The organism is Pseudomonas sp. NFACC14, assembly GCF_900106885.1.
Taxonomy (GTDB): Bacteria; Pseudomonadota; Gammaproteobacteria; order Pseudomonadales; family Pseudomonadaceae; genus Aquipseudomonas; species Aquipseudomonas fluorescens_AA.
The window spans coordinates 78754-102983 of record NZ_FNOA01000003.1 but is presented as its reverse complement, the minus strand read 5'-3'; the positions used below and the strand labels follow the sequence as shown (position 1 = coordinate 102983).

General features: G+C 61.4%; 22 protein-coding genes. 4 read left to right on the top strand and 18 right to left on the bottom strand.

Translation table 11 applies throughout. The features are described from left to right. Positions 1–133: 133 nt before the first annotated feature. The 9 genes from BLU85_RS07025 to BLU85_RS06985 form a co-directional block, all read right to left on the bottom strand. Complete coding sequence (locus tag BLU85_RS07025; RefSeq protein WP_092203971.1) at positions 134–613, bottom strand: DoxX family protein; 480 nt, start codon at positions 611–613, stop codon at positions 134–136. After that, a complete protein-coding gene (locus tag BLU85_RS07020; RefSeq protein WP_092203969.1) occupies positions 610–1368 on the bottom strand; it encodes an HvfC/BufC N-terminal domain-containing protein in 759 nt (252 codons plus the stop codon). Before BLU85_RS07020 ends, BLU85_RS07025 begins: the two co-directional genes overlap by 4 nt. After that, entirely contained in the window at positions 1365–2234 is an 870-nt protein-coding gene (locus BLU85_RS07015; protein ID WP_092203967.1) for an MNIO family bufferin maturase, read from the bottom strand. The genes BLU85_RS07020 and BLU85_RS07015 overlap by 4 nt, the downstream gene beginning before the upstream one ends. Positions 2235–2259: 25 nt before the next feature. Continuing rightward, positions 2260–2565: a BufA1 family periplasmic bufferin-type metallophore gene (locus tag BLU85_RS07010; RefSeq protein WP_092203965.1), complete on the bottom strand. Its 306-nt coding sequence runs from the start codon at positions 2563–2565 to the stop codon at positions 2260–2262. Positions 2566–2841: 276 nt separating this feature from the next. Further along, positions 2842–3543 carry an ABC transporter ATP-binding protein gene (locus tag BLU85_RS07005; RefSeq protein ID WP_003184675.1) on the bottom strand — a complete coding sequence of 234 codons (702 nt, stop codon included), beginning with the start codon at positions 3541–3543 and terminating at the stop codon, positions 2842–2844. After that, on the bottom strand, positions 3544–4311 hold the full coding sequence (gene livG / locus BLU85_RS07000; RefSeq protein WP_060738896.1) for a high-affinity branched-chain amino acid ABC transporter ATP-binding protein LivG: 768 nt from the start codon (positions 4309–4311) through the stop codon (positions 3544–3546). Then, a complete protein-coding gene (locus BLU85_RS06995) occupies positions 4308–5564 on the bottom strand; it encodes a high-affinity branched-chain amino acid ABC transporter permease LivM (RefSeq protein ID WP_060738895.1) in 1257 nt (418 codons plus the stop codon). The genes livG and BLU85_RS06995 overlap by 4 nt, the downstream gene beginning before the upstream one ends. Further along, positions 5561–6484, bottom strand: a complete 924-nt coding sequence (gene livH, locus BLU85_RS06990; protein WP_060738894.1) for a high-affinity branched-chain amino acid ABC transporter permease LivH — start codon at positions 6482–6484, stop codon at positions 5561–5563. The genes BLU85_RS06995 and livH overlap by 4 nt, the downstream gene beginning before the upstream one ends. 230 nt (positions 6485–6714) lie before the next feature. Beyond that, complete coding sequence (locus BLU85_RS06985; protein WP_092203963.1) at positions 6715–7842, bottom strand: branched-chain amino acid ABC transporter substrate-binding protein; 1128 nt, start codon at positions 7840–7842, stop codon at positions 6715–6717. Positions 7843–8183: 341 nt separating this feature from the next. Here BLU85_RS06985 and BLU85_RS06980 point away from each other — a divergent pair, with 341 nt between their 5' ends. Continuing rightward, positions 8184–8489 carry a DUF2288 domain-containing protein gene (locus tag BLU85_RS06980; protein ID WP_092203961.1) on the top strand — a complete coding sequence of 102 codons (306 nt, stop codon included), beginning with the start codon at positions 8184–8186 and terminating at the stop codon, positions 8487–8489. Between the two features lie 288 nt (positions 8490–8777). On the opposite strand, the gene BLU85_RS06975 is transcribed toward BLU85_RS06980, so the two are convergent. After that, a complete protein-coding gene (locus tag BLU85_RS06975) occupies positions 8778–10955 on the bottom strand; it encodes a hypothetical protein (RefSeq protein WP_092203959.1) in 2178 nt (725 codons plus the stop codon). Positions 10956–11315: 360 nt separating this feature from the next. Here BLU85_RS06975 and BLU85_RS06970 point away from each other — a divergent pair, with 360 nt between their 5' ends. Next, positions 11316–12665 (top strand): spinster family MFS transporter, encoded by a 1350-nt coding sequence (locus tag BLU85_RS06970; protein ID WP_092203957.1) that lies wholly within the window; start codon positions 11316–11318, stop codon positions 12663–12665. Between the two features lie 133 nt (positions 12666–12798). Here the strand turns inward: BLU85_RS06970 and BLU85_RS06965 are convergent, their stop codons facing one another. Beyond that, a complete protein-coding gene (locus tag BLU85_RS06965) occupies positions 12799–14334 on the bottom strand; it encodes an MDR family MFS transporter (protein ID WP_371914229.1) in 1536 nt (511 codons plus the stop codon). A gap of 51 nt (positions 14335–14385) precedes the next feature. After that, a complete protein-coding gene (pobA, locus tag BLU85_RS06960; protein WP_092203953.1) occupies positions 14386–15576 on the bottom strand; it encodes a 4-hydroxybenzoate 3-monooxygenase in 1191 nt (396 codons plus the stop codon). Positions 15577–15751: 175 nt separating this feature from the next. Here pobA and BLU85_RS06955 point away from each other — a divergent pair, with 175 nt between their 5' ends. Further along, on the top strand, positions 15752–16645 hold the full coding sequence (locus BLU85_RS06955) for a helix-turn-helix domain-containing protein (protein WP_092203951.1): 894 nt from the start codon (positions 15752–15754) through the stop codon (positions 16643–16645). 7 nt (positions 16646–16652) lie between these two features. Here BLU85_RS06955 and BLU85_RS31105 read toward each other — a convergent pair whose 3' ends face one another. The 6 genes from BLU85_RS31105 to arcD (BLU85_RS06930) all read right to left on the bottom strand — a co-directional run bounded on the left by BLU85_RS31105 (position 16653) and on the right by arcD (BLU85_RS06930) (position 22364). Continuing rightward, positions 16653–16829, bottom strand: coding sequence for a hypothetical protein (locus BLU85_RS31105; protein WP_162843733.1), 177 nt, complete (start codon positions 16827–16829; stop codon positions 16653–16655). 234 nt (positions 16830–17063) lie between these two features. After that, positions 17064–17423 carry a DUF5064 family protein gene (locus BLU85_RS06950; RefSeq protein ID WP_092203948.1) on the bottom strand — a complete coding sequence of 120 codons (360 nt, stop codon included), beginning with the start codon at positions 17421–17423 and terminating at the stop codon, positions 17064–17066. A gap of 63 nt (positions 17424–17486) precedes the next feature. Then, positions 17487–18416 carry a carbamate kinase gene (gene arcC / locus BLU85_RS06945; RefSeq protein ID WP_092203946.1) on the bottom strand — a complete coding sequence of 310 codons (930 nt, stop codon included), beginning with the start codon at positions 18414–18416 and terminating at the stop codon, positions 17487–17489. Positions 18417–18566: 150 nt separating this feature from the next. Continuing rightward, positions 18567–19577, bottom strand: coding sequence for an ornithine carbamoyltransferase (locus BLU85_RS06940; protein WP_060738885.1), 1011 nt, complete (start codon positions 19575–19577; stop codon positions 18567–18569). 71 nt (positions 19578–19648) lie between these two features. Then, entirely contained in the window at positions 19649–20905 is a 1257-nt protein-coding gene (arcA, locus tag BLU85_RS06935) for an arginine deiminase (RefSeq protein WP_092203944.1), read from the bottom strand. Positions 20906–20936: 31 nt separating this feature from the next. Continuing rightward, a complete protein-coding gene (gene arcD, locus BLU85_RS06930) occupies positions 20937–22364 on the bottom strand; it encodes an arginine-ornithine antiporter (RefSeq protein ID WP_092203942.1) in 1428 nt (475 codons plus the stop codon). A 390-nt stretch (positions 22365–22754) separates the two neighbouring features. Here arcD (BLU85_RS06930) and arcD (BLU85_RS06925) point away from each other — a divergent pair, with 390 nt between their 5' ends. Next, entirely contained in the window at positions 22755–24182 is a 1428-nt protein-coding gene (gene arcD / locus BLU85_RS06925; protein WP_092203940.1) for an arginine-ornithine antiporter, read from the top strand. The last annotated feature ends 48 nt before the right edge of the window (positions 24183–24230 follow it).

Below are 24230 nucleotides of genomic sequence, written 5' to 3'. Positions count from 1 at the left end.
CCGGCCATTTGATATCCCTAGTGGGAGCGAGCTTGCTCGCGAAGGCGGTGGTACATCCGGTATTCGTGCAAGCTGACCCACCGCTATCGCGAGCAAGCTCGCTCCTACAGGGGGGCTGTGAGGGGATCTGTGTTCAGTCGTGGGCGTAACGCTTGGCTATCAGGTGATCGATCGACAACACCCCCGGTCCACGGGCCATCAGGTGGAGCAAGACCGCCGCCCAGGTGCCATGGGTCGGGTAGGCGTCCGGGTAGACGAACACCTGAATGGTCAAGGTCATGCCGAGCAAGGCCATTGCCGAAAAGCGTGTCGCCAGGCCAAACAGAAGCAGTACCGGGAAGACATGCTCGGCAGAGGCCGCCAGGTGCGCGGCCAGTTCCGGCGACAGCAGCGGCAGGGCATATTCGCTTTTGAACAGGGGGATGGTCGAGTCCGCCAGCCGCGGCAGACCGATCTGGAAGGTGCCGTCGAACAGGTCGATGGCCAGTCCTTCGATTTTGGTCTGGCCGGATTTCCAGAACACGGCGGCAATCGAGAAGCGTGCGACGAAGGCGATCAGGCTGTGGGGGATTTTCTCCAGCCATTGAATGAAACCGGCAATCAGGGCGTTCATGGGGATACCTGTTCGGCTAGGAGATGGGTGATGGCCTGGTGGCGGATGAGCCCCGCCAGGGTCTGTTCCAGGTCAAGATCGATTGAGGCTTCGATGGCCGCCGTCAGGGAAGACCCTTGTTGCAGGGCTGCGATGAACCCATGGGCAGCGTGACTGATCGCAAACACCTCTACGTCCAGGCCGTTGCGCAGCACCAAGGCGTTTTGCGGGGGAAACGTTTCGAACGGTACGGGCGCCTGGTGCTGATGAGCGGCCCAGATCGTCACCAGGGCGTAGGGGGATTGCAGCAGCCGCAGTGACGGGTGAAGCCCGATCTTCAGGTGCCCCGCCAGCGTGGGGGACGACAGCGCCGCCACGATTCGTTCTTGCGCCATGGGCTCGGCGTCGGCGGCATGCCAGGCTTGCACATGCAGTCGCTCCAGCCGAGCGACGTCCGCCAGGTAAGGCACACTGGCGGCGGGTTCGAAGTGTTCGATGAACTCGGCAAAGTCGCCCCCGTAGTCGTTCATCACCGGGCTGCGCGGCGGCGTCGATTGGGCATAGACCCCGGCCATGGCCCGGAAAAATTCTTCGCCCACCAGTTGCGCCACCACCGGGTAGTTGTCGGCCAGGGCGTTGATCAATGAGCTGAGCACGTTGTTGCGGTACACCGCGAAACGGCTTTCCGGGCCCGCTCCATTGGTGCTGACCAGGCCGGACGGACACGCCTTGCGCGGGTCGAGCAGGGCGGCGGCAAATGCGTGCTGGTTGCTCATGGCCGGGCTCCGGTGGCGCTCAACAGTTGATCGGCCTGGCGTGCTTCGGCCAGCAGCACTTCCCATGCCGGGACATGGTTGTCGCGTTCGATCAAGGTGGCGATCGGCCCGGTCCGCTCCAGTGCCTGGAGATACAGTTGCCAGACCGCGTGGTCGATGGGGGCTCCGTGATCGTCTATCAACAGGCGCTCGCCGAGGCTGTCGGAATCTTCGGCAAAGCCGGCCAGGTGAATTTCGCCGGTCGCTTGCAGAGGCAGGGCGTCGAGGTAGGCCAATGGATCGCGGCAATGGTTGATGCACGAAACGTAGACGTTGTTCACATCCAGCAGCAGGCCGCAGCCGGTGCGACGGATCACTTCGCTCATGAACTGTGGCTCGTCGAAGGTCGAGGTTTCAAAGGCCAGGTAGGTGGCCGGATTTTCCAGTAACAGCGTGCGCTTGAGGCTGGACTGCACCTGGTCGACGTGTTCGCAGACCCGGTCGAGGGTTGCTTCGTCATAGGCCAGGGGGAGCAAGTCATTGAGGAACACCGGGCCGTGGCTGGACCAGGCCAGGTGTTCGGAAAAGGATTGGGGCTGATAGCGTTCGATCAAGGCGGCCAGGCGCTGCAAATGCGCAACATCCAGCGGCTCCTCTCCACCGATCGACAGGCCGACGCCGTGCAACGACAGCGGGTACTGTTCGCGTATCAGCCCCAGGAAGTGATGAAGCGGCCCGCCGGCCACCATGTAGTTTTCCGCGTGCACCTCGAAGAAACCCAGGTCCGGTCGGGTCTGGAGCACCTCACGAAAATGCGCACTCTTGAGCCCCAACCCTGCTCTTGGCGGCAGCCGGGTATCCGTGGAGAGGGAAGGGACATTCGACATGGCGGCAGGCCTCAGGCAGAGGTGATCAGGACTTGGCTTTGAACGCTTGGAGTTGGCCGAAACCGGTGGGGGAGGTCTTGCTTTCAAGGGTGGTGCAAGTGCCTTTAGGGACCGATTTCCAAGCGTTGGGCTGATAGTCCATCTTTGCGGTACCGGCGCAGGTGGTGCCGGCACCGGCGGCGCAGTTGTTCATGCCTTTGAGGGCGACGCCGAAGCATTTTTCCATGTTGTCGTCGGCTGCGTGAGCGGTCGAGACGGCAGTCATGCTCAGGGCAGAACCCAGGGCCAGGACCAAGGCAGCGGCGGACAGGGTGCGAGTCGAAGCAGTCATGGTGATTCTCCAGTCTTCAGGGAAATGAACCGGCGTTAGCGCCGGTCTGCTGAACTAGAGAAGGGAGGTGGGAAAGCGTTACAGCGCGATCTCATTATTTTTTAGATACGCGTAACCCTGTGGCGAGGGAGCTTGCTCCCGCTCGGTTGCGCAGCAACCGCAAAATCTTGGGGTCGCTGCGCAGCCCAGCGGGAGCAAGCGCCCTCGCCACAGGGGATTGCGGGCGGTCCGAGCAAAAAAAACGGCCCGAAGGCCGTTTCTTTTACTGCGACAGACTCAACCCCCCAGATACGCCTCGCGCACTTTCGGGTCGGTCAGCAACGCCTCGCCGGTGCCTTGCATCACCACCCGGCCGTTCTCCAGCACGTACGCCCGGTCGGCGATTTTCAGCGCCTGGTTGGCGTTCTGCTCCACCAGGAACACCGTCACGCCATCCTTGCGCAGTTGCTCGATGATGTCGAAGATCTGCTGGATGATGATCGGTGCCAGGCCCAGGGAAGGCTCGTCGAGCAGCAGCAGCTTGGGTTTGCTCATCAGCGCACGGCCGATGGCGAGCATTTGCTGTTCGCCGCCGGACATGGTGCCGCCGCGCTGGGTAAAGCGTTCTTTCAGGCGTGGGAAAAGGTGCAGGACCTTGTCCATTTGTTCCTGATAGTCGCCCTTGTCGGTGAAAAATCCGCCCATGGCGAGGTTTTCTTCCACGGTCAGCCGGGCAAATACCCGGCGGCCCTCAGGTACCACGGCGATGCTCTTGCGCATGATCCGCGCCGAGTCCTGGCCCACCAGTTCCTCACCCATGTAGCGGATGCTGCCGCTGTGGGCCTGGGGCGAACCGCAGAGCGTCATCAGCAGGGTGGATTTGCCGGCACCGTTGGCACCGATCAGCGTGACGATTTCGCCCTGGCGGACTTCGACGTTGACGCTGTGCAGGGCCTGGATCTTGCCGTAGAAGGTGGAAACGTTTTCGAACTGCAGCATTTACGCTTCCCCCAGGTAGGCTTTGATCACTTCAGGATTGTCGCGGATCTGTTCCGGCGTACCGTCGGCCAGGGGCGTGCCCTGGTTGATGACGACGATGTGGTCGGAAATGCTCATGACCAGCTTCATGTCGTGCTCGATCAGCAGCACGGTGACGTTGTGCTCCTCACGCAGCACGCCGATCAGGGCTTTCAGGTCTTCGGTTTCCTTGGGGTTCAGGCCGGCGGCCGGCTCGTCGAGCATGAGGATCCGCGGACGGGTCATCATGCAGCGGGCGATTTCCAGGCGCCGTTGCTGACCGTAGGCCAGGGTGCCGGCGGTACGGTTGGCGAACTCGGTGAGGTTGACCTTGTCCAGCCAGTACTCGGCGTACTCCATGGCCTCGCGTTCGCTTTTGCGGAACGCCGGGGTCTTGAACAGGCCGGCAAAGAAGTTGGTGTTCAAATGACGATGCTGGGCGATCAACAGGTTCTCGACCGCCGTCATGTCCTTGAACAGCCGCACGTTCTGGAAGGTGCGCACCACACCCTTGCGGGCGATGTGGTGGCCGGGCAGACCCTGGATCGGCTCGCCGTCCAGCAGGATGGTGCCGCCGGTGGGCTGGTAGAAGCCGGTCAGGCAGTTGAACACGGTGGTCTTGCCCGCGCCGTTGGGCCCGATCAGGGCAACCACTTGCTTCTCTTTCACGGTCAGGGCCACGCCGTTGACCGCCAGCAAACCGCCGAAGCGCATGCTCAGGTTTTCGACTTTCAGGATCTCGCGGCTCATTTGCGCAGCTCCATGTGGGGGCGTTGCATAGGCAGCAGACCTTGAGGACGCCAGATCATCATCAGCACCATCAAGGCGCCGAACATCAACATGCGATATTCGCTGAATTCACGCATCATTTCCGGCAGCAGGATCATCACGATCGCCGCCAGGATCACGCCCAGCTGCGAGCCCATCCCGCCCAGCACCACGATGGCGAGGATGATCGCCGACTCGATGAAGGTGAAGGATTCCGGCGTCACCAGGCCTTGGCGGGCGGCGAAGAAGCTGCCGGCAAAACCGGCGAACGCAGCGCCGAGGGTAAAGGCCGACAGTTTGATCACGGTTGGGTTGAGACCCAGGGCACGGCAGGCGATTTCGTCTTCACGCAGTGCCTCCCAGGCGCGGCCGATCGGCATGCGCAGCAGGCGGTTGATGACGAACAGCGCGGCCAGGGCCAGCAACAGGGCAACCAGATAGAGGAAGATCACCTTGTTGATCGAGTTGTATTCCAGGCCGAAGTACTCGTGGAAGGTCTGCAGCCCCTCGGCGGCTTTACGCTCGAAGGTCAGGCCGAAGAACGTCGGTTTCTCGATGTTGCTGATGCCGTTCGGGCCGCCGGTGATGTCGGTCAGGTTGCGCAGGAACAGGCGGATGATCTCGCCAAAACCCAGGGTCACGATCGCCAGGTAGTCGCCGCGCAAGCGCAGGACCGGGAAACCCAGCAGGAAACCGAAGGTGGCGGCCATCATCCCGGCGATCGGCAGGCAGATCCAGAAGCTCAGGCCGAAGTAGTGGGACAGCAGCGCGTAGCTGTAGGCGCCGACGGCGTAGAAGCCGACGTAACCCAGGTCCAGCAGGCCGGCCAGGCCTACGACGATGTTCAGGCCCAGGCCCAGCATCACGTAGATCAGGATCAGCGTGGCGATGTCCACCGCGCCGCGAGAGCCGAAGAACGGCCACACCAGGGCCACGACGATCAGGCCCAGCACGATCCAGCGCTGGGTGCTCGGCAGGGTCAGGAAGTGGCTGGCCTTGGCCGGGATCACCGGCAGGCCGGGCGAGGACTTCCACGCCGCGCTGATCTGTGTGCTGAACAGCACGCGCACGAACATCAGCAGCGAGCACACGGCGATGGTCGCCAGGATCGCCGGGCTGGTGCCGTGCACTTCCAGGTTGATGCCGACGATGGTCAGTTTAAGACCCAGTACCGGATAGGCCACGGCCCAGACCAGCAGGGCGCTGAAAAGCGCCGATTTGAGATGCCTAGTCATACTTTCTCAACCTCCGGGCGGCCCAGGATGCCGGTCGGCCGGAATAACAGAACCAGAACCAACAAGCCGAACGCCACGACGTCCTTGTACTGGTCGCCGAAGATGTCGGCGCCAAAGGCTTCCGCCACGCCCAGCACCAGCCCGCCGAGCATCGCCCCGGGGATGCTGCCGATGCCGCCCAGTACCGCGGCGGTGAAGGCTTTCAGGCCCACGAGGAAGCCGGCGTTGGGGTTGATCACGCCGTATTGCATGCTCAACAGCACCGCGGCGATGGCCGCCAGGGCCGCACCGATGACGAAGGTCAGGGCGATGATGTTGTTGGTGTTGATGCCCAGCAGGTTGGCCATCTTGATGTCCTCGGCACAGGCGCGACAGGCGCGGCCGAGGCGGGAACGGGAGATGAACAGCGTGAGGCCGAGCATGGCGACCAGGGTCACCACGAACACCACGATTTGCATGTAGGAAATCAGCACTTCATGTGCCCCGCCTGGCCCGATGGCAAAGTTGCCCGGGATCAGGTTGGGAATGGATTTGTCCTTGGAGTCTTGCGAAAGCAGTACCGTGTTCTGCAGGAAGATCGACATGCCGATGGCGGAGATCAGCGGGATCAGACGGTTGCTGCCGCGCAGGGGGCGGTAGGCGATCCGTTCGATGCTGTAGCCATAGGAGCTGGTGACGACGATGCTCGCGAGAAACGCCGCGGTCATCAACAGCGGGACACTGTCGAGTCCCATCATGCTCAGCCCGGCGATGGCGATGAACGCCACGTAGGAGCCGATCATGTACACCTCGCCGTGGGCGAAGTTGATCATTCCAATGATGCCGTAGACCATCGTGTAGCCGATGGCGATCAAGGCATACGTGCTGCCAACGGTCAGGCCGTTAACCAGCTGCTGGAAGAAGTGATAGATGTCAGGCATTACAGCGCTCCTAAAAACCTGATACGCATTTCACTGGTGGAGTCATTTTCCCGCCCGGGCCCCGTGGATCTGCATCCACTTCGAACACGAGGTTTGCCAGCGAACCGCTGATGACGGTTTTGAGATTTTCAGGTGGGGAGGCTGGCGGATCACGCCAGCGCGGCCCAATACATTTAAAACAAAGCCCACGGCACGCCGTGGGCTTTATTGGCAGTCAGTCAGGCCAGGCCTTACTGAGGCGAAGCTTCGGTTTTAGGTTTGCCGAAATGCCACTCGTAGACCACGAACTTGAAGTCCTTCAGGTCGCCCTTCGCGTCGAAGCTCAGGTCGCCCGTTGGCGTCTTGAAGGTGCCGGCGTGGATGGCTTCGGCCACTTTGCCCGCGTCTTCGCTCTTGGCTGTGGTGATGGCCTGGGCAATCACCTGGACAGCGGAGTAGGACGGGAACACGAACGGACCGCTCGGGTCTTCTTTCTTGGCCTTGAACGCGTCAGCCAGGGCAACGTTGGCCGGATCCTGGTCGAAGGATTTCGGCAGGGTCACCAGCAGGCCTTCGGAGGACTCCTTGGCGATTTGCGAGATGGAGTCGTTACCCACGCCTTCCGGACCCATGAACTTGGCCTTCAGGCCTTTTTCCTGGGCTTGACGCAGGATCAGGCCCAGCTCCGGGTGGTAGCCGCCGTAGTAGACGAAATCGACGTTGGCTTGCTTGAGCTTGGCGATCATCGAGGAGAAGTCCTTGTCGCCGGCGTTCACGCCTTCGAAGACGGCCACTTTCACGCCTTTGCCTTCGAGGGTTTTCTTCACGGCGCTGGCGATGCCTTCACCGTACTGCTGCTTGTCGTGCAGGACCGCAACGATCTTCGGCTTGACGTGGTCGGCGATGTAGTTGCCGGCCGCAGGGCCTTGGGCGCTGTCCAGGCCGATGGTGCGGAAGATCATCTTGTAGCCGCGAGCGGTGATGTCCGGGCTGGTAGCCGCCGGGGTGATCATGACCACGCCTTCGTCTTCGTAGATGTCGGAAGCTGGCTGGGTGGAGCTGGAGCACAGGTGGCCGACCACGAACTTGACGCCGTCGTTGACGACTTTGTTCGCGACCGCGACCGCTTGTTTTGGATCACAGGCGTCGTCGTATTCGACGGCGACGAGCTGCTTGCCGTCGACGCCGCCCTTGGCGTTGATCTGCTCGATGGCCATTTTCGCGCCACTGAACTGCATGTCGCCGTATTGGGCTACAGGGCCGGTCTTGGGGCCGGCGATGCCGATCTTGATGGTGTCGGCGGCAAACGAATGGCTGGCAACCCCGGCCAGAACCATAGCGGCAAACAGTTTGGAAATCTGCTTAGTAGCCTTAGTCATAGTGCTCCACTCATGCTGTTGTAGTTTTTATAGTCCTGGCGCCGTAGCAGCAGAACCGGGTCAGATATCTTGGATACCCTCGCGGAAAATGCCCCCGGCAACTGTACCGGTACAGTGTAGAGCGCCCATTGTTGGCAAGGGAAGCTGGCGCTTGGGGGCAAAACCTGGGGGTGTCGCTTAATTGAAAGAAAAAGACAGAATAGCGGCGGGGGGTTGTCCGGTCGTTTCGGCAATCCTTGGCTTTCCTGCGCTTTTCAATCGGTACCGCAATTTGCTACCGGGTTTTTCTGCCAGACCACCGACGTTATCATTCGCGCCGATTTCTTTTCCGGACAGGTCCCATGAATCAAGAACCTAGCACCCTCTATGCCAAGCTGCTTGGAGAAACCGCATCCATCACCTGGAAAGAGCTGGAGCCGTTCTTTGCCAAGGGTGCCCTATTGTGGGTCGATCCGGCACTGGATTTGATCGCCGCCGCCGAGGCCGTCGCCCGGGACGAAGGTACCAAAGTCGCCGCCTGGCTGGCTGCCGACCAGCTCGCCAAGCTGTCTGAAACGCGGGCGCTGGATTTTCTGAAGCGCGATCCGCAGCTTTGGGCGGTGGTGGTTTCGCCGTGGATTATGATCCAGGAAAGGGCGTCGAATTGATCGGTGCACCAACTTGGTTCGTGTTTTTGTGTTTGAAAAAGTGTGTAGGTGAGTAGCGTGATAGCACCCTGCCGTGGCGAAACGCCACAGGGCAGGGTGACGTATACGTAACGGGAACAGTTCATGGAGCAGCCTTTGGGCTGCTCAATTGTTTCTGGATGTTGTTCAGGTGGGGGATTCGGGACCGCTATCGCGAGCAAGCTCGCCCCCACAAAGGTTCTGTGGACACAGGCCCACTGTGGGAGCGAGCTTGCTCGCGATCGAGGCGACGCGGTCTCCGCACCCGCCTCAGTAAGTCCTGCCAGTGTGGTTATTCAGAGAAATGACCTTGGTCTTGCCAATGCGGTGACGGTAGATCTCGCGCAGGTACTTGATGGATTTCTTCACGCAGTCGCGGGACAGGCGGATGTCGTTGATCGAGACGAACTTGTCCTTGTCATTGATCAGCTCGCGGTACTTCTTCTCGTACATCGGCTTGATCGCGTACCAGTTGGTGTCGAGGATCTTCGCCGGGTTTTCGAATTCGTTGAGCAGGTCGTCGATGCGCGCTTCGTCGAAGTCTTCATTGATGATGAAGTCCAGGATCGAGTTGTCCAGGGTGTCGTCGAAACGGTACGGGGTGCGGGCGAAGCAGCGTTTGATGAAGGCCACGATCAAGGTCAGGAAATCATCCGACAGGCACGGGCTCTTGGCGATCAGGGTGGTCAGCGACAGGTTCGCCGAGGCGCCGATCACCAACGCGTAACGCTTGAGCGTGGTGTTGGGGAACAGGCTGTTGAGGTGGGTCTTGAGCCGGTTCAGGTCCATGTAGGACAGCTTGTAGTCCTTGGGCAAGGAGACGATGGACACCACCGACGAGCAGTTCTTGAAAAAGTGCAGGTCATGCAGGGCCGCGGCGTCGTAGCCGGAATTCTTGTATTGCTCCAGCGAGGCGCGGTAGCGCTTGGATTCGATCGGCAACAGGCTGATGCCTTCGATGGCCTGGGTGACTTTGTTGAAGTGCGGCAGGTCGATGGAGCGGAAGAACAGGTCGTCGATGTTCAGGCGCGGCGGCTCTTTCTCGAACACCTTGAACTTGTCGCCGCTCGGTGCCGGGGTTTCCGGGACGACAGACTCGGCGTAGGCGATTGCCACCGGGCCGGCCAGGCTCATGAACAGGTCGTTGGCGTCCAGGCGAATGGTTTCGCCGATGTCGATGCCGGCACGGCGGAAGTAATTCTGGTCGTAGTCGGTGGTGACGGCCTGGGCCGTCAGGATGTTGAAGATCTGCTGGGAGATGTACTGGTTGGCGTGCTTCTCCATGGCGTTGACATCGATGTTCTGGATGTTGCCGTCATCGCTTTCTTCGGCGTAGCGCATGATGTCGTTGGAGATCAGCATCATCGCGTTCCACGGGCGGATACGGCCCATCACGCTGGCTTCGCTGCTGTCTTCGTTGGCGAAGTTGTACGAGAAATCCCATTCTTCCGACAGGTACTTGCACAGCAGGCGTCCGGCGTTGATGTGCAAGGCTTCGGACATTTCGCTGCGGTGGTCGGAAATGTTCGGCAGCACGCAGATGCCGCTGGTGAAGATCGGCTCGAAGACGAAGGAGTGGCCGCTCTTGCTGTCGTGTTCGTCCATCGGCTTGGTGTCGAACGTCTTGTTCATGTACGAGTACTGCTGGGCCAGGCCGAACTCCGAGGCCATGCCCGAACCGGTACCGCCGCCAGCGCTGAAGATCGAGAAGTACAGGCGCGATTGGTTGGCCTTGATGCCGCAGCTGTCGATCAGGTACGAGTGGATCATTTTCCAGTCGGGGCTGGAGAAGCGCTGGGTGTCCTTGTTCAGGATGATCTTGGCCAGGTACTGGCCGAGGATCGGTGCGTTACCGGCGCCACCGGCGTGGACTTCCGACAGGTCCATGATTTTCATCTTGCTGTAGTCGCGCAAGAAGCCGCTTTTTTCGCCCTTGCGCGAGAAACGGATGCGCCCGGCGATGTCCTTGTCCAGGTCGCCGAGCATCACCAGCGGCTCCACCAGGAACACCGGTTTGCTGGCCTTGCTGGTGCCCAGGCGCAGGTTGTTGCGGATCCATTGTGCAGGGCTGTGGCCCTTGTCACTGTAGCCTTTGTCTTCGGCGTTGAATTCGTTGAGGTAGAACTTGCGGGCGTTGTACACCAGCTCGGCCACGTCCAGGGCGATGTTGGAGCCGCAGCGACCCAGACCGATCAGGCACACCGACGGGAATTCCTGTTGCGCGCGGTCGTATTCGTCGTCCACCAGGTGCGGCGGACGCGGGAACACGGTGTCACGCAGGCCGTCGAGGTTATCGAGGATACGGTCGGTGTTGGTTTCGGTGAAATACAGATATTGCTGGGTCGACAGAGGGCGCGGGGGGCTCGATGGCTTCGAGACTTCCGGGCCGTTGGCGGCGGGGCTCAAGGTCAGATCGGATACCGCAGTGGCTGTTTTTTTGGAAGTCATTGTGCGCCATGTGCCTGAACTGGTGGCTCGACGAATGCGGTCATCGAACACTCGCGGATGGGAGTTCGCGCCTGGATAAACGCGAAAATCGGTCCAAGCGGCCAGGGCTGCGGCCTGAGCAGCGCTTGGGATAATCTTTTTCCTGATCACGTTGAATCGGCCACCGGACTTCGATCTTTAACCAGCAAAAGGCAAAATGGTGGCAATTGTTACAGAAGCTTGATGGGCATCAAGAAATACGCCGCGTCCCATGGGTGGGTATCAGTCTTGCGAATGATTGGAGACAGCTCCCGTAGCGCTGTCTAGATTGCATATCCAGGCCACGGACCGTTGGCCCATAACAATAAAAGAGACGGACCCATGCAGAACTCGACCCAAGCGGCGAATGCCTGGCGCATTCTGTTCCTGTTGTTCCTGGCCAACCTGTTCAATTTCTTCGACCGCACCATCCCGGCGATCATCATCGAGCCGATCCGCATGGAGTGGAGCCTCAGCGATTTCCAGATCGGCATCATCGGCACCGCCTTCACCATCGTTTATGCCATTGCCGGCTTGCCGCTGGGGCGCATGGCCGATACCGGTTCGCGCAGCAAGTTGATGGGCTGGGGCCTGGCGGCCTGGAGCGGACTGACGGCGGTGAACGGCCTGGTGGGCAGTTTCTGGGCGTTCCTGGTGGTGCGCATGGGCGTCGGCATCGGCGAGGCCAGCTACGCGCCAGCCGCCAACTCACTGATTGGCGACCTGTTCCCGGCCCACCGCCGGGCTCGGGCGATGGGCATCTTCATGCTCGGCCTGCCCCTGGGCCTGCTGTTGGCGTTTTTCACCATTGGCGCGATGGTCAAGGCGTTCGACAGCTGGCGTGCGCCGTTCTTCATCGCGGCGGTACCGGGGCTGGTGCTGGCGGTGTTCATGTTTTTCATCAAGGAGCCCAAGCGCGGTGCGGCGGAAACCGTGCAGGTCTCCCAGGAAAAGATCGACAAGCCGGTGCGCCGGGTGCTGGCGATTCCCACCTTCCTGTGGCTGGTGCTGGCGGGGCTGTGCTTCAACTTCGCCACCTATGCCTGCAACTCCTTCCTGGTGCCGATGCTGCAACGTTATTTCCTGATGCCGTTGCACGAGGCGGCCGTGGCCACCGGGATCATGGTGGGCGTGACGGGGTTGTTCGGGCTCACCCTGGGTGGCTGGGTCGCGGACAAGATTCACCAGCGCGTGCCCAATGGCCGCCTGCTGTTTGCAGCCTTCAGCCTGGCGATTTCGACGGTCACCACGGCCTGGGCCCTGCATGCCGGGCGCATTGAAATCGGCGTGTTCGTGGCGGTGTTCAGCGTGGGTTGGCTGTTTGCCTATAACTTTTACACCTGCGTCTACACCGCGATCCAGGACGTGGTGGAGCCGCGCCTGCGCGCCACGGCGATGGCGTTGTACTTTGCCGGGCTGTATTTGCTCGGCGGCGGCCTGGGGCCGGTGGTGGTGGGCGGCTTGTCCGACTACTTCGCCCGCACGGCCATGGCCACCGCGGGTGTCGACCAGATGACCGAAGCATTCAAGGCCATCGGCCTGCACGACGCGATGTACCTGATCCCGGTGGCGCTGCTCTTGACCATGGTGTTCCTGTTCCTGGCGTCACGCTGCTTCGTGCGCGATGCCAAGCGGATGAAGGACGGGATGAGCGCGCAGGTGATGCCAGAGGGTGTCGCGGCGACGGCTTGATAGCATTTGTGCGAGCAAGGCTTGTGTGGGAGCAAGGCTTGCCCGCGATGAAGGCGATGCGGTCTTTCAAAAAACCGAGGTGCCTGTTTCGCGAGCAAGCTTTGCTCCCACAATCCTTCTTCACCGGTACAGGTTACCCAGCCTTCTCATCCCGCCCACGCAGCAAGCGATTGGGCATCGCCACCGCGGCCGCCAGCCCCAACAGCGATACCGCCGCGCTGATCAACAGCAAATGCCGGAATGTCGCCTGCAATGCCTGGCGCAAGGCGTTCCGGGCCTCGCCCGGGGCGGCGTTGAGGCCGTCCAGCAAGACGTTGCCGGCATGTCCTTCACCGATCAATGACGCGCCGGCGAGTTGGGCCAGGCTTGAGTCCTGTAGCAAGGCCAGCAGCAAGGCCGACATCAACGCCACGCCCACCGCGCCGCCGAGGGAGCGGAACAGGTTGGTGGTGCTGGTGGCGACGCCGATGTCCTGTTGGTGGACGGCGTTCTGTGACCCCACCAGCGACGTGGGGAACTGCATGCCGGAGGCGATGCCGCAGAGCAGCATGAACAGGCTGCTGAGCCAGAGCGCGTCAGGCGCAGTGAAGGCCATGCCGAGGATGGCGAAGGGAAAGAGCAGTGCGCCGCTGAGGATCATCGGTTTGTAGCGCCCCGTGACCGAGGTCCGGCGGCCGGCGATATACGCGCCGAGCGGCAGCCCTATGGCCAGCGGCAGCAAGTGCAACGCCGCACTGTCGGCACCGGCGCCGGTCACGCTCTGGAAGCGCAACGGCACCAGCACCGTCAGGGAAATCGCCTGGAAACTGGTGAAGAACACCGTGCACCAGCACAGCACCGCGCTGCGGTTGGCGAACAGGTGCATCGGCAGCAACGGTTCCCGCGCCCGGCGCTCGTGCCAGGCGAACACCCCCAGGGCTATCCCCGCGCAACCCAGTAATCCCAGCACTTCACGGCTGTGCCAGGCATGGCCCTGGCCGACCTCGGTGATCCCCAGCAGCAACGCCGTCAGGCCAATGATCAGCAACACGGTGCCCAGGTAATCGATGATCGGCGTGCGTTGCGGTACGGGCAGCCCCACCAGGGTGCGTCGGGCCACCCACCAGGCCGTGAGGCCCAGCGGCAGGTTGATCCAGAACACCCAGCGCCACGACAAGTATTCGGTCATGTAGCCCCCGAGTACCGGCCCGGCCACGCTGGCCACCGCGTACATGCTGCTGAAATACCCTTGGTAGCGACCCCGCTCGCGGGGCGGGATGATGTCGCCGATGATCGCCTGGCTCACCGAAATCATCCCGCCGGCGCCGATGCCCTGGACGATCCGCGCCAGCACCAGTTGCTCCATGTTTTGCGCCAGGCCACAGAACAGCGAGGCCAGGGTGAACAGGCCCATGCCGAACAGCATCAACGGCCGGCGTCCGTAGAGGTCACCGAGCTTGCCGTAGATGGGCACCGCCACGGTCATGGCGACCATGTAGCCGGAAATCACCCAGGCCAGCAGGCTGACGTCGGCAAATTGTGCGGAAATGGCCGGCATCGAGACGGCGACGATGGTCTGGTCCAGCGCACCCAGGAAAATCGCCAGCATCAGGGCCACCAGCACGCTGCGGATGGCCGGTTTCGGAGCTTGGAGTGTATTGAGCTGAGTCACGGCAGAACCTGCGGGCATTGCGCTGAAGAGGCGAATGGGATGAAGCCCGCAGTTTAAGTCGGTAGGCGGCTATTCGATAGCCTCGTAAGGAAGTCCGACGTAATTTTCCGCAATGGTTTTTCGGCCGGCCTCGGAGTCGAGGAAGTATTCCAGCTCGGCTTCGCTGATGCGCTGGTTGAACGCATCGTCGTCGAAGCGGTGCAGCATCGAAGTCATCCACCACGAGAACCGTTCGGCTTTCCAGACGCGCCGCAGGCAGATGGCCGAATACTGTTCCAGCAAGTCCACACGGCCGTCGCGATAGACCTTGAGCAGGATGTTGAACAACGTGCTGACATCGCTGGCGGCCAGGTTCAGCCCCTTGGCCCCGGTCGGTGGGACGATGTGGGCCGCGTCGCCCACCAGGAACATCCGCCCGTACTGCATCGGCTCGACCACGAAGCTGCGCAGCGGCGCGATGCTTTTCTCGATGGACGGGCCGGTCACCAAGGCCTCGGCCAGGTCGGTGGGCAGGCGGTTTTTCAGTTCATGCCAGAAACGCTCGTCCGGCCAGTCGGCCACTTGCTCCTCGGCGGGGACTTGCAGGTAGTAACGGGTGCGGGTCTTGGAACGCATGCTGCACAGGGCAAAACCGCGGGCGTGCCGAGCGTAGACCAGCTCTTCATGAACCGGCGGGGTGTCGGCCAGCACGCCGAGCCAGCCAAACGGGTAGACGCGTTCGAAAACCTTGAGTTTTTCCGCCGGAATGGACTGTCGCGCCACACCGTGGAAACCGTCGCAACCGGCAATGTAGTCGCAGTCCAGGCGCAAGGTTTGCCCGTCATGCTCGAAGGTCACGAAAGGGTGCTCGGTTTGCATATCGTGGGGCTGGGCGTTGCTGGCCAGGTACAACGTGCGGGCGCCGGCGGCTTCGCGGGCGGCCATCAGGTCACGGGTCACTTCGGTCTGGCCGTAGACCATGACGTTTTTACCGCCAGTCAGGCCCTTGAGGTCGATGTGCACCCGCCGGTCGTTGAGCACCAGTTCAAAGCCGTCATGGGGCAGGCCTTCGGCGTCCATGCGTTGACCGACGCCAGCCTGGCGCAGCAGTTCGACCATGCCTTGCTCCAGCACACCGGCGCGGATGCGGCCCAGTACATAGTCCGGGGTCTGGCGTTCGAGGATGACAGTGTCGATGCCGGCGTTGTGCAGCAACTGGCCGAGCAGCAGGCCAGAGGGGCCGGCGCCGATAATAGCGACTTGGGTCTTGAGTGTTTTCATTGTTCTTATGACTCGCACGAAGCACGCGACCAGGGTCGGTGTTGATTATTAGAAATCGAGTGCCTACATTTTTCGCTTGCGGACCTGTCAGTTGAAGGGGAAAACTGAGCCGATACCTGTACTTTCTGCCAATTGGTGCGATTATCGCCCGCAACCCCAGGCCCGGATCCACGTTATGAAAAAACCTGACCTGCCTTCGATCCCGGTGTTCAAGCTCTACGGTGAGAGCCAGGAATGGCCGACCCCGGACCTGCTGCACTGCGAAACCATCTCCAAGCGCAGCCGCGAGCATCACTGGGAAATCAAACCCCATCGGCACGCCGACCTGTGCCAGTTGCTGTTTGTCTTCAAGGGCCAGGCGGAACTGGAAATCGAAGGTCGGCGCACGCAGCTCACCGAACCGGCCGTGCAGATCCTGCCGCCGCTGTCGGTCCATGGCTTTCGTTTTTCCGAGGATGTGGAAGGTTACGTGGTGACGCTGGCGGCGCCGCTGGTCACGCACCTGCAAGCGCAACTGGGGCATTCGGTCAATGTGCTGGCCCAGGCCGAAAGCTACCCCGCCCTCGAGAATGCCGAGTACCTCAACAGCCTGTTCAGCGCCCTGCAGAATGAATACATGGGGCACCAGCCGGCTCGGGAAATGCTGATGCATGCGCTGGTCAGCGTGATCATGGTCTGGGTCAGCCGCCAGGTGATGCAGCGACACACCCAGGCCCAGCGCCCGCAACGGGCCCGGGAATACCTCAACGGGTTCATTCAGTTGGTGGAAGAAACCTATCGCGAGCACGTCAAGGTCGAAGACCTGGCCCATCGCCTGGGCATTTCCGTGTCGCACCTCAACGGCACCTGCCGGGAGCTGGCGGGGCAACCGGCGTTGCAGATCATGCACGAGCGCCAGCTGTTGGAAGCCAAGCGCCTGCTGACCTACACCGGCATGACCATCTACGAGATTTCCGAACTGCTCGGGTTTTCCGACCCGACCAACTTCACTCGGCTGTTCCGCCGGCGCGTCGGGATCTCGCCCAAGGCGTTCCGGGACCGGCTCAAGACCGATCAGCAGGACGACTGACCACGCCTCAGCGCAGGGCGTTCAGGGTTGCGCTGTGGGGGATGCAGCGTTCGAAGTTGCAGCTGGCGTATTCACGGGGCAGTTGCCTGGCCTGCTCGACCCGGTAGGCCGCGGTGCCATACAGCGCAAGCGTGGCGGCGCAGGTGACGAAAATAGCGAGGCGTCTTCTTGTTTTGATGTTCATGGCGGTGACCTCTGAACGAATACCCGGGGGTACTACTTTCAGCATAGGTCAGCCGTGGCGGGTTGCCAGCCAGGCAGTGAGTGTGTTTAACCCGCTATTCAGAACACTGATAGCCCTTGTGGGAGCGAGCTTGCTCGCGATGAGGGTGGGTCAGTCACTATGTGTCTCGACTGATCTACCGCTATCGCGAGCAAGCTCGCTCCCACAAGGGATTGGGGTGGTCTTTTAGCCAGGTTATGCCAAGTGTTCCGGCTTCATCGGATCGCCCGGCTTGACGTCCAGTTGCTTGCGCACGTCTTCGAACATTTTGTCGTAGTACTCGTGCATCGAGCCGATGCTGGCGGTCTTGGGCAGGCCGTATTTCTGAGCGATGCGCGTGGCGTGGCGGGCGAAGTCGAAGGCCTGGTCCTTGGCCAGGAAGAAGGTCTCGTCCAGGGATTTGTCCTCCACCTTGCCATGCACCCGGAACGACATGCCGGTGCCTTCCTTGGGGTCTTGCTCAACCTTGTAGTCGATGCACAGGTTGTAGCTGAAGTCATTCTTGTTCAGCGCGTGGCGTTCCATGTGCAGGTGACCGGGTTCGAACATGGCCATAAACGACTCTCCTCGAAGGCGTGGGTGTAGGGCAGACTCTGGATCCGCCCTGCAAGTTTCCTGTTATCGATAAGCGATGCCAGGTGTCGACGTGCTGATGCGGGTGCCGGCCTGACCCTGGACGATAGCATCGATGTCCGACAGCGACCCGATCACCGCGACCTTGCCCGTGTTGCGCGCGAACTCGCAGGCGGCCTGCACCTTCGGCCCCATGGAGCCGGCGGCGAAGCCGAGCTTTTCCATTTCGTCGGGGTGGGCCTGGGCGATGGCTTTCTGGGTCGGCTTGCCGAAGTCGACGAACGCGGCGTTGACGTCGGTGGCGATCACCAGCAGATCGCTTTCCAGCTGTTCGGCCAGCAGCGCCGAGCACAGGTCCTTGTCGATCACCGCTTCCACGCCCTGCAGCTTGCCGTCGGCGTCGTACATCGTCGGAATACCGCCACCGCCGGCGCAGATCACGATGCTGCCTTTTTCCAGCAGCCACTTGATCGGACGGATCTCAAAGATGCGCTTGGGCCGTGGGCTGGCGACCACCCGGCGGAACTTGTCGCCGTCCGGGGCGATGGTCCAGCCTTTTTCAGCCGCCAGCTTCTGCGCCTCTTGCTGGCTGTAGACCGGGCCGATGGGCTTGGTGGGGTTCTGGAAGGCCGGGTCGTTGCCATCCACTTCGACCTGGGTCAGCAGTGTGGCGAAGGGGACTTCGAAGTCCAGCAGATTGCCCAGTTCCTGTTCGATGATGTAGCCGATCATGCCTTCGGTTTCGGCGCCGAGCACGTCCAGCGGATACGGTGTGACCGCGGTGTAGGCCGCCGCCTGCAACGACAGCAGGCCGACCTGCGGGCCGTTGCCGTGGGCGATGACCAGTTGGTTGCCGGGGTGGATCTTGGCGATCTGTCCGGTCGCGGTGCGGATGTTGCTGCGTTGGTTGGCAGCGGTCAGGGGTTCACCCCGACGCAGGAGGGCGTTACCGCCCAGGGCAACGACGATGCGCATGGTGCTGTCCTTTCAAAAATGGATCGGGAACGCAGTCCTCCCTGTGGGAGCGAGCTTGCTCGCGATAGCGGTGTGTCAGTCGACATCAATGTTGCCTGTTCCTGCGCCATCGCGAGCAAGCTCGCTCCCACAGTGATTCGCGTCGGGCATTCAGATATCCGCCAGCGCCGACACCAGGATCGCCTTGATGGTGTGCATGCGATTCTCCGCCTGCTCGAACGCGATGTTGGCCGGGGACTCGAACACCTCTTCGGTCACTTCCACACCATTGGCCAGGTTCGGATAGCGGGCGGCGATGTCCTTGCCGACCTTGGTTTCGCTGTTGTGGAACGCCGGCAGGCAATGCATGAATTTCACCCGTGGGTTGCCCGAGGCTTTCATCATTTGCGCGTTGACCTGGTAGGGCAGCAATTGCTCGATGCGTTCATCCCAGGCTTCCACCGGTTCGCCCATGGACACCCAGATATCGGTGTGGATGAAGTCCACGCCCTTGACGGCGGCCTTCGGATCCTCGGTGATGGTGATGCGCCCGCCGCTCTCGGCGGCGAAGGCCTGGCACTGGTCGATGAAATCCTGATGCGGCCACAGGGCTTTCGGCGCGCCGATGCGCACGTCCATGCCCAGTTTGGCGCCGATCATCAGCAGCGAATTGCCCATGTTGTAGCGGGCATCGCCCAGGTACGCGTAGCTGATGTCATGCAGCGGCTTGTCGCTGTGTTCGCGCATGGTCAGGGTGTCGGCGATCATCTGGGTGGGGTGGAATTCGGCGGTCAGGCCGTTGAACACCGGCACTCCGGCGAACTTGGCCAGTTCCTCGACGATCTCCTGTTCGAAGCCCCGGTATTCGATGGCATCGAACATCCGCCCCAGGACCCGGGCGGTGTCTTTCATGCTTTCCTTGTGGCCGATCTGCGACGACACCGGGTCGATGTAGGTGACGTGGGCACCCTGGTCGTGGGCCGCGACCTCGAAGGCACAGCGGGTGCGGGTCGAGGTCTTCTCGAAGATCAGCGCGATGTTCTTGCCCTTGAGGTGCGGTTGTTCGGTGCCGGTGTACTTGGCACGCTTGAGGTCGCGGGACAGGTCCAGCAGGTAGTGCAGCTCGCGGTTGGTGTGGTGCATCAAGCTCAGCAGGCTGCGGTTGCGCATGTTGAAAGCCATGATATGGATCTCCTTGGGTTTCGGTTATCCCCTGGGCGGCTATCGGCTCGATACCGGCCCAGGCTCAAAGGTCAGTAGTCGATCGGGTCGCGGATGATCGGGCAGGTCATGCAGTGGCCACCGCCGCGGCCGCGGCCCAGCTCGCTGGCGCTGATGGTGATGACTTCCACCCCGGCCTTGCGCAGCAGGGTGTTGGTGTAGGTGTTGCGGTCATAGCCGATCACCACGCCCGGCTCCACGGCCACCACGTTGTTGCCGTCGTCCCATTGTTCGCGCTCGGCGGCGAAGCTATTGCCGCCGGTTTCCACCACGCGCAAGGCCGGCAGCTTGAGGGCGGCGGCCACGGTGTCGAGGAAGCTGCCTTCTTCGCGGCGTACGTCGATGCCGCCGGGCTTGCTTTCGTCAGGGCGCAGGGAGAAGGCGACGATCTGGCCCACCACTTCCGGGAAAACCGTGACCAGGTCGCGGTCGCAGAAGCTGAACACCGTGTCCAGGTGCATGGCGGCGCGGGATCTTGGCAAGCCGGCGACGATCACCCGCTCCACGGCCTTGTGCTTGAACAGGTTCAGTGCCAGTTGGCCGATGGCCTGGCGGGACGAGCGTTCGCCCATGCCGATCAGCACCACGCCGTTGCCGATGGGCATCACGTCGCCGCCTTCGAGGGTGGCGTTGCCATGCTCCTGGTCCGGGTCGCCGTACCAGATCTGAAAGTCAGCCTGGGTGAACTCGGGGTGGAACTTGTAGATGGCAGTGGTCAGCAGGGTTTCCTGGCGTCGCGCCGGCCAGTACATCGGGTTCAGGGTCACGCCGCCGTAGATCCAGCAGGTGGTGTCACGGGTGAACTGGGTATTGGGCAGCGGTGGCAGGATGAAGCTGGAGTGCCCGAGGAAGTCGCGGAACATCTGGATGGTCTTGCCACCGAAGCTGTCCGGCAGGTCGTCGGCCGAGACGCCGCCAATCAGGAACTCGGCGATATGGCGTGGCTCCAGGCTGCGCAGCCACGAACCGACTTCGTTCACCAGGCCCAGGCCCACCGAGTTGGCGGTGATCTTGCGCTGCAGGATCCAGTCCAGGGCTTCGGGGACGGCGACGATGTCGGTCAGCAGGTTGTGCATTTCCAGCACCTCGATGTCACGCTCGCGCATCTTGGTGACGAAATCGAAATGGTCGCGCTTGGCCTGGTTGACCCAGATCACGTCGTCGAACAGCAGCTCGTCGCAGTTGTTCGGGGTCAAGCGTTGATGGGCCAGGCCTGGGGAACACACCATGACTTTACGTAATTTACCGGCTTCGGAATGAACGCCGTACTTCACTTTTTCCGTGGTCATTACAAATCCTCCTGTTAAAACAATCAGCCAGCTACAAGGTCAGGAAGCCGTCGTAGAGCCCATAGGCGGCCACCAGGGCGCCTGCGATCACTGCGGCGAAAATCAGCTTCTCGACAGAGGTGAAAACCGGTTTGCCCAACTCGCGCTTGGCCTTGGCGAACAGAATCGCGCCGGGGGCATAGAGCAGGGCGGAGAGCAGCAGGTACTTGATCCCGCCGGCATAGAGCAGCCACACCGCGTAGATCAGGGCGATGGCGCCGATGACCAGATCCTTGCGCCGCTCGGCCGCGAAGCCTTCGTAGGTCTCGCCGCGCACTGCCAGCAGCACGGCGTAGGCCGCCGACCACAGGTATGGCACCAGGATCATCGAGGTGGCGAGGTAGATCAGTGACAGGTACGTGCTGGCCGAGAACAGGGTGATGACCAGAAACAGCTGGACCATCGCGTTGGTCAGCCACAGGGCGTTGGCCGGTACGTGGTTGGCGTTCTCCCGGCGCAGGAACTCGGGCATGGTGTGGTCTTTGGCGGCGGCGAACATGATCTCGGCGCACAGCAGCACCCAGGACAGCAGGGCGCCGAGCAGCGAGATGATCAGGCCGACGCTGATCAGCACCGCGCCCCAATGGCCCACCACGTGCTCCAGCACGGCGGCCATGGACGGGTTCTGCAGCTTGGCCAGTTCAGGTTGGGTCATGATGCCCAGTGACAGCACGTTGACCAGCACCAGGAACAGCAGCACGGTGATGAAACCGATGACCGTGGCCTTGCCGACGTCGGAGCGTTTCTCGGCCCGTGCCGAGAAGATGCTGGCGCCCTCGATGCCGATGAACACCCACACGGTGACCAGCATCATGTTGCGCACCTGGTTCATCACGCTGCCCAGGTCCGGGTTCATCGTGCCCCAGATATCTCTGGTGAAGATATCCAGCTTGAAGGCGAACACGGCGATGAGCACGAACAACACCAGTGGCACGACCTTGGCGATGGTGGTTACGAGGTTGATGAATGCCGCTTCCTTGATGCCGCGCAGCACCAGGAAATGCACCGCCCACAGCAATACCGAGGCGCCGATCACCGCGGCAACGGTGTTGCCTTCACCGAAAATCGGGAAGAAGTAGCCCAGGGTGCTGAACAGCAGTACGAAGTAGCCGACGTTGCCCAGCCAGGCGCTGATCCAGTAGCCCCAGGCCGACGAGAAACCCATGTAGTCGCCGAACCCGGCCTTGGCGTAGACATACACGCCGCCATCCAGGTCGGGCTTGCGATTGGCCAGGGTCTGAAAGACAAAAGCGAGGGTCAGCATGCCGACAGCGGTAATGGCCCAGCCAATCAGTACCGCACCGACATCGGCGCTGGCGGCCATGTTTTGTGGCAGGGAAAATATCCCGCCGCCGATCATGGAGCCGACAACCAGTGCAACTAGCGCACCCAATCGAAGTTTTCCGGGGGTATCAGACATTTGCGAGACTCCAATGCAGGAGAAGAGAGTCGACAGAATAAGTCGATTTAAATGTTGAATACCTGATCTGGATCAGTACATGACAACATTCCATTGTTAATGAAGAGGTTAAGTGCCTTTCTTCATGTCCATAAGTTGCCGTTAGGCCCGTTTTAGAGGCTTCGGCAAGGTGCTGCGAGGCGGGATTCATCCCGTAGGACTATTCACGCTAGTTGATTTTTTCTGAATCGCAACTATTTTGTATTTGTTTTCATGACAAAGATAATCGTCTGGCGTGGCCTTTCTTATTGCTGTCCTGAATAATGGCCGGGGTAATAATCCCTCGGACTTTGTGCGCGTGACGTTATTTATAAACGTTATGACGCATTATTTACTTAATGAGCGAGAAAGATGCCGCAGCCGATTGAAAAGTTACGACTCGGTGCGCTGGTGGCGCTGGTGGTGGGATCGATGATCGGTGGCGGGATATTTTCCCTGCCACAAAACATGGCGGCCCGGGCCGACGTTGGCGCGGTGCTGATCGGTTGGGCCATCACCGCCGTCGGCATGCTGACCCTCGCTTTTGTCTTTCAGACCCTGGCCAATCGCAAGCCCGAACTGGACTCGGGTGTCTATGCCTACGCCAAGGCCGGTTTCGGCGACTACATGGGCTTCTCTTCCGCGTGGGGGTACTGGATCAGTGCCTGGATGGGCAACGTCGGCTACTTCGTATTGCTGTTCAGCACCCTGGGGTATTTTTTCCCGGTGTTCGGCCAGGGCAACACGCCGGTGGCCATCGCCTGCGCATCATTGCTGCTGTGGGCGGTGCATTTCCTGGTATTGCGCGGCATCAAGGAGGCGGCGTTCATCAACCTGGTGACCACCATCGCCAAAGTGGTGCCGCTGGTGATGTTCATTGTCATCGCCGCGGTGGCGTTCAAGGCCGAGGTGTTCACCCGGGACATCTGGGGCGAGATGAACCCGGACCTGGGCAGCGTGATGGACCAGGTGCGCCACATGATGCTGGTCACGGTGTTCGTGTTCATCGGCATCGAGGGCGCCAGTGTCTATTCGGCGCGGGCGGAAAAACGCGCGGATGTCGGGCGTGCGACGGTGATCGGTTTCCTCGGGGTCCTGGCGCTGCTGGTGCTGGTGAACGTGTTGTCCCTGGGGATCATGAGCCAGCCTGTACTGGCGCAATTGCAGAACCCGTCACTGGCCGGCGTGCTGGAATATATCGTCGGGCCTTGGGGCGCGTTGTTGATCAGCCTCGGTCTGGCGGTGTCGTTGTTGGGCGCGCTGTTGTCCTGGGCGCTGTTGTGCGCGGAAATTCTCTATGCCACCGCCAGGGACAAGACCATGCCGGCGTTCCTGACCAAGGAAAACGCCAACCAGGCGCCGGTCAACGCGTTGTGGCTGACCAATGGCATGATCCAGTTGTTTTTGCTGATTACCCTGTTCTCCGCGGGCACCTATACCAGCCTGATCTACCTCGCTTCATCGATGATCCTGGTGCCGTACCTGTGGTCGGCAGCCTATGCGGTGTTGCTTTGCGCACGGGGCGAAACCTATGGGCAGGCCTCGGCCCGGCGCATGAAGGACCTGTGCATCGGTGGCGTTGCGCTGTGCTATGCGGTGTGGCTGCTGTATGCCGGCGGCGTGAAGTACCTGCTGCTGTCGGCGTTGTTGTACGCGCCGGGGGTGATCCTGTTTGCCCAGGCCAAGCGCGAACAGCGCCAACCCTTGTTCACCCCTGTGGAAAAAGGTGTCTTTGCGTGTGTGATGTCCGGGGCGGGCTTGGCGGCGTATGGGTTGTACAGTGGGTTTTTGACGCTGTGAGGCTTACCGCGAGGTTGAGGTGACGCCTTGTGGCGAGAGGGTTATGTG